This is a genomic window from Streptomyces chumphonensis (genome assembly GCF_014779715.1).
Classification (GTDB): domain Bacteria; phylum Actinomycetota; class Actinomycetes; order Streptomycetales; family Streptomycetaceae; genus Streptomyces; species Streptomyces chumphonensis.
Genome location: NZ_JACXYU010000027.1, coordinates 1 through 4,154 on the forward strand (window position 1 = coordinate 1; position 4,154 = coordinate 4,154).

2 protein-coding genes and 1 pseudogene are annotated in these 4,154 nt (G+C 71.5%); all 3 read right to left on the bottom strand.

Annotated elements, in window-relative coordinates:
* Nucleotides 1-132 (bottom strand): annotated as a pseudogene (locus IF129_RS27020) (roadblock/LC7 domain-containing protein); the annotation flags it as partial.
* A complete protein-coding gene (locus tag IF129_RS25855) occupies nt 86-3,355 on the bottom strand; it encodes a sensor histidine kinase (protein ID WP_191212265.1) in 3,270 nt (1,089 codons plus the stop codon). The pseudogene IF129_RS27020 and the gene IF129_RS25855, both read right to left, overlap by 47 nt.
* A gap of 339 nt (nt 3,356-3,694) precedes the next feature.
* Nucleotides 3,695-4,153 (bottom strand): GTP-binding protein, encoded by a 459-nt coding sequence (locus IF129_RS25860; RefSeq protein ID WP_224755611.1) that lies wholly within the window; start codon nt 4,151-4,153, stop codon nt 3,695-3,697.
* Nucleotide 4,154 lies beyond the last annotated feature (1 nt).

Consider the following 4,154-nt stretch of genomic DNA (forward strand, 5'->3'; position numbering starts at 1 on the left):
GGTGTGAGAGACCCCGGGGGTGTTCTCCACGAAGTTAGTGATCAACCAGTTGAGGTTCTGCGCCGCCTGGCTCATCGGGCTCACACTAACGCTCCTGCTCGTAGGTGCTGCCGGGGTTGTAGCCCGGTCGATCGGTCTGCGGGTTCCGGGTGTTCGAACCGCGTCCTCGGCGTACGCCACGGTGCAGGTTACTCAGCCTGCCCCGGACGTCCTCGGGGGCCCGGGAGACCTGTGGGCCTCCGTGGTCCGTCGTGTCCGCGGCGCCCTCGATGAGGTTCGCCCCCGCCACCCTTCGCGGCAGGCCGGAGGTGGTGGTGCCACCGGCCCTGGGCTCACGCGACTGTTCCGCGCGGTCCCAACGGTCGTCGTTGGACGAGCGCCACTCGGACGGCTCGGGCTCCTCGGCGGGCGCGGGCACGTCCTGCCGGGGCGACGGCTGCCGCACCGGCAGGCCCGCCTCGGTCGACGACGCCGACCGCTTCTCGCGGCGAGGCAGACCGGCGTCGGTGACGGAGCCGGTCGTCGAGCCGAGGGGGCGTTCGAAGCCTACGCGCTCCCCGGGCGGTGCGGGAGCCCCGGCCGGGTCGGGCCGGACGCCGAACACGGAGGGCTCCCCCTGACCGCCGGAGGCTCCCGCACCGAAGGCGGGTGCTCCGGGGCCGACCTGCGGCAGCTGCGCGGTCTCGTCGTACGCGGTCCGGGAGCCGTGGTCGGCGGCGTCGTAGCTCTGCCGCGCGGCACCGTCCGGGGCCGGATAGCCCGACGCGTAGTCGCCCTGGCCGTAGTCCCCGCCGCCGTAGCCGTCCTGGCCGTAACCTTCCTGCAGGTACGGGTCCTGACCGGCCTGCTGTTGGTCGTAGGGACCGTAGGCGTCCTGCCCGTCGTACGGGTTCGCCTCGCCGTACCCGGCGTCGAACTCGCGGCCCGGGGCCTCGGCGTGCTCGTAGGCCCGCTGGTCGTAGGGGGCGCCCTGCCCGTAACCGGGCTGCCCGCCGTCCGCGGGCGGCCCCGCGTAGCCCTCCGCCGCGTCGGACTCCCGCTCCGGTGCGGAACGGTGCGCGTCGGCGTGCTGGGGCCGGTCCGCCGGGTCGAGCGCGGAGAGGTCGTCCGGCGCGGAGACGGGCGGGCCGGCGTAACGGCTGTCGTCGAAGCCGAGCTGGGCGGCGGTGGGCGCGGCGGGCACGGCGGACGGTCCGTCGGGGGCCGCCTCCGGCATGATCCGGGAGACGGTGAAGTCCTCCTCGATCAGCGCCTCGCCGCCACCGCCGTGCGTGATGGCCTCCGGCAGCATCACCAGCGACGTCGTCCCGGCCTGCTCGCCGGAGGGGCGGAGCTGGACGCGGATGCCGTGCCGGTCGGCGAGGCGTCCGACCACGAACAGGCCCATGCGCTGGGAGATCGCGGCGTCGACCGTGGGCGGGTTGGCCAGCTTGTGGTTGATGTCCGCGAAGTCCTCGGCGGTGAGGCCGATGCCCTTGTCGTGGATCTCGATCATGACGCGGCCGTCCGGCAGCCGGGTCGCGGTGACCTTGACCTTCGTCTGCGGCGAGGAGAACGACGTCGCGTTCTCCAGCAACTCGGCGAGCAGGTGCACGAGGTCGGTGACGACGGACCCGTGGATCTCGCTCTCGGGAACGCCGGTGATCTCGATGCGCTCGTACTGCTCCACCTCGGAGGAGGCGGCGCGCAGCACGTCCACGAGCGGGACGGGCTGGTTCCAGCGGCGGCCGGGCTCCTCCCCCGCGAGGACGAGCAGGTTCTCGCCGTTGCGGCGCATGCGGGTGGCCAGGTGGTCGAGCTTGAAGAGGCTCTCCAGCTGGTCCGGATCGGCCTCGTTGTTCTCCAGATCGGTGATCAGGCCGAGCTGGCGCTCGATGAGACCCTGGTTGCGGCTGGAGAGGTTGGTGAAGATCGCGTTGACGTTCCCGCGGAGGAGGGCCTGCTCGGCCGCCAGCCGGACCGCCTCGCGGTGCACCTGGTCGAAGGCGCGGGCGACCTCGCCGATCTCGTCCTTGGTGTCGATGTCGATCGGCTGGACCTGGGTGTCGACGCGGCCGGGGTCGGTCCGCGAGAGCTGGTCGACGAGCATCGGGAGCCGCTGCTCGGCGACGTCGAAGGCGGCCGTGCGCAGCCGGATCATCGACTTGCTCATCGAGCGGGCCATCAGGCCGGCGATGAGGAACGCCAGCAGCAGGGCGACGAGCACGATGACGGAGTTGACGACGGCCTCGGTCTTGGCGTCGGCCGCGATCTCCTGCGACTCGGCCACGGCCCGGTTCGCCAGGTCCTGTTCGATGCCCCGGTACACGTCGAACTTGGCCGTGGTGGCCTGGTACCAGACCTCCGCGGTGACGCCGCGCTCGGCCAGCTCCTCCACGGAGGTGCCGGAGGCGATGAGGTTCACCATCTCCTCGAACGGCGGCGGGGTGACGAACTCGCGCCCGGCCGCCTCGGCCGACGCCTCGGCCTCGGCGGCGTTCCGCTGGGCCTGGCTCTCCAGTCCGCCCAGCTCGGAGCGGAGCCGCTGCACGTCCTCCTCGGTGCCCGCGTTGGTGTACTCGGTGAGGGCGATCTTCTCCAGGTACGCGTAGGAGGAGAAGGCCAGGAGTTGTGCCTGCTCGTCCTCCTCGCCCGGGCCGGGCTCCACCAGCAGGTGGGTGCCGATGGAGCGGGTGAGGGACTCGGCGGCCTTGGCGAGGGAGATGGCGTAGACGGTCCGGCCGTAGGAGGTGATGTTGCCCGTGCCCAGGCCGAGCTCGTTGGAGAGGTTCATCAGCGGGTGCTGCACCTCGACGTAGCCGAGCTCGGTCTCCACCCCGCCCAGTTCGTCGCTGTAGGCGGCCTCCCGGAGGGGCCCCAGGCGCGACTCGACGTCGCGGACGGCGTTGAGCCGGCGTTCGAGGCTGGGTGTCCGCGGGGCGTTCTCGGCGGCCTCGTCGAACGCGCTCTTGGCCGCGTCGGTGGCCTCCCGGGCCTCCAGGACCTCGGGGGCGTCCTCGTCGCCCTTCAGCAGCGGCGCGGCGGTGCGGTCCCGCTCGTCGAGGAGCGCGTGGCCGTAGGACGCGGCGGCCCGGACCAGCTCGGCGGTGGCCTCGGCGTCCTGCGCCTCGCCCAGCGTCGCGACGGAGCTCTGTACGCGGAAGCCGCCGAAGATGAGCGCGACGACCACCGGGATGAGCAGGATCGCGTTCAGCCGGGTGGCCACACGCCAGTTCCGCACGGCGAACTTGCTGGAGTCTCCTCCGCTCGCGCTGTCCCCGGCCGGTTCGGCGGGCCCGGGGGGACCGGCCGCACCGCGCGGGGTGAAGTTGCCCCGCGACTCCGGCGGCGGGGGCGCCGTCTTGCTTCGCCTCACTCGACCAAACCTCTCGGCGTCGGCACCTCGGCCTCGGCGTGCCGCGACTACTGCTGAGTTCAGCGAATTCCAGCACGTCCGGGGGCGCTTTCCAAACACTTGAAAACGCGACTATCGACTACGCATTCACGGAACCTTCAATCGACAAAAGCGGACACAAGGTGCTTTTATCGGCGAACGGCGAGAGGAACGTACGCAGAGTGCAGTGCCGCGCTCGCCGCCCGTGCTCGGTTTTCCGCGATTCTCTGTCGAAACGTTATGAAGGATTGTGGGCGCGGTGACAAGGCGGTGTGGCCAACCACACAGCCTTGCCACCGCCGGGCCGAGCGGACGCCGGGCTCAGCGCAGCCGCGCGAGGAGGGCGTGTTCCACGAGGGTGATCAGCGCGCTCTTCGCGTCGGCGCGGTGCCGGGCGTCGGTCGTGATGATCGGGGTGTCCGGCCCGATCTGCAACGCCTCGCGCACCTCCTCCGGCCGATACGGCTGGTGGCCGTCGAACCCGTTGAGGGCGACGACGAAGGGGAGCCCGCTGTTCTCGAAGTAGTCCACCGCCGGGAAGCAGTCCGCCAAACGCCGCGTGTCGACGAGCACGACGGCACCGATCGCCCCACGCACCAGGTCGTCCCACATGAACCAGAACCGGTCCTGCCCCGGCGTACCGAACAGGTACAGGATCAGGTCGTCGTCGAGGGTGATCCGGCCGAAGTCCATGGCCACGGTCGTCGTCGTCTTGCCGCCCGTGTGGCTGAGGTCGTCGATGCCGGCGGACGCCGACGTCATCACCGCCTCGGTGCGCAGC